This window comes from Ligilactobacillus equi DSM 15833 = JCM 10991 (genome assembly GCF_001435735.1).
Lineage (GTDB): Bacteria > Bacillota > Bacilli > Lactobacillales > Lactobacillaceae > Ligilactobacillus > Ligilactobacillus equi.
In genome coordinates this window covers 1-584 of sequence record NZ_AZFH01000183.1, presented here as the reverse complement: position 1 = coordinate 584, position 584 = coordinate 1, and the positions used below count along the sequence as shown (strand labels likewise).

1 protein-coding gene is annotated in these 584 nt (G+C 32.9%); it reads left to right on the top strand.

The annotated features are described in order from the left end of the window. The coding region (locus FC36_RS10045) for a zinc ribbon domain-containing protein (RefSeq protein ID WP_156409580.1) at positions 1-584 on the top strand (584 nt) is incomplete at both ends.

The following is a 584-nucleotide window of genomic DNA, read 5'->3' as shown; positions in this document are numbered from 1 at the left end:
AACAAGGCTTGGCATACTTCTGATGATCATGAAATCTATATTGATTCCAAAGTATCTGAAAAAGCAGATGCTCTTGAAAAAAAGATTGACCAGTTGAAGTCACAACGTGACCAACTTACGTGGCTTTCAAAAAAATCTAAAAGAATTGCCAATTATAATAAGCAAATTCAGTACTTGTATCAAAAACGTAAACATATTCTCACAGATGAATACACACGTTTGGCAAAAGAAGTTATTGGACAGTACGACTTAGTTGCAATCGAAAAACTTGATGCTATCGAAATGCGTCGAGAAAGTTTTGAGCTTAATAAGGAACAAAATAAGGCTAAAAATCGTAAATTAGCTAAGATAAAACCTTATGAAATGTCGCAATTACTTAAACAATGGGCTAATCGCTTAGGAAGAACATTAATTATGGTTGATTCTTATAAAACGAGTCAAGTTGAATTTGGAACAAAACATGAAGAAAAACATGATGTTACCGAAAGAGAATGGGTATCTAAATACACAGGCAAGTTAATTAAACGCGATTTTAATGCAAGCAAAAACATCTTAGATTGGGCAATTAATCCTACTCATCACGT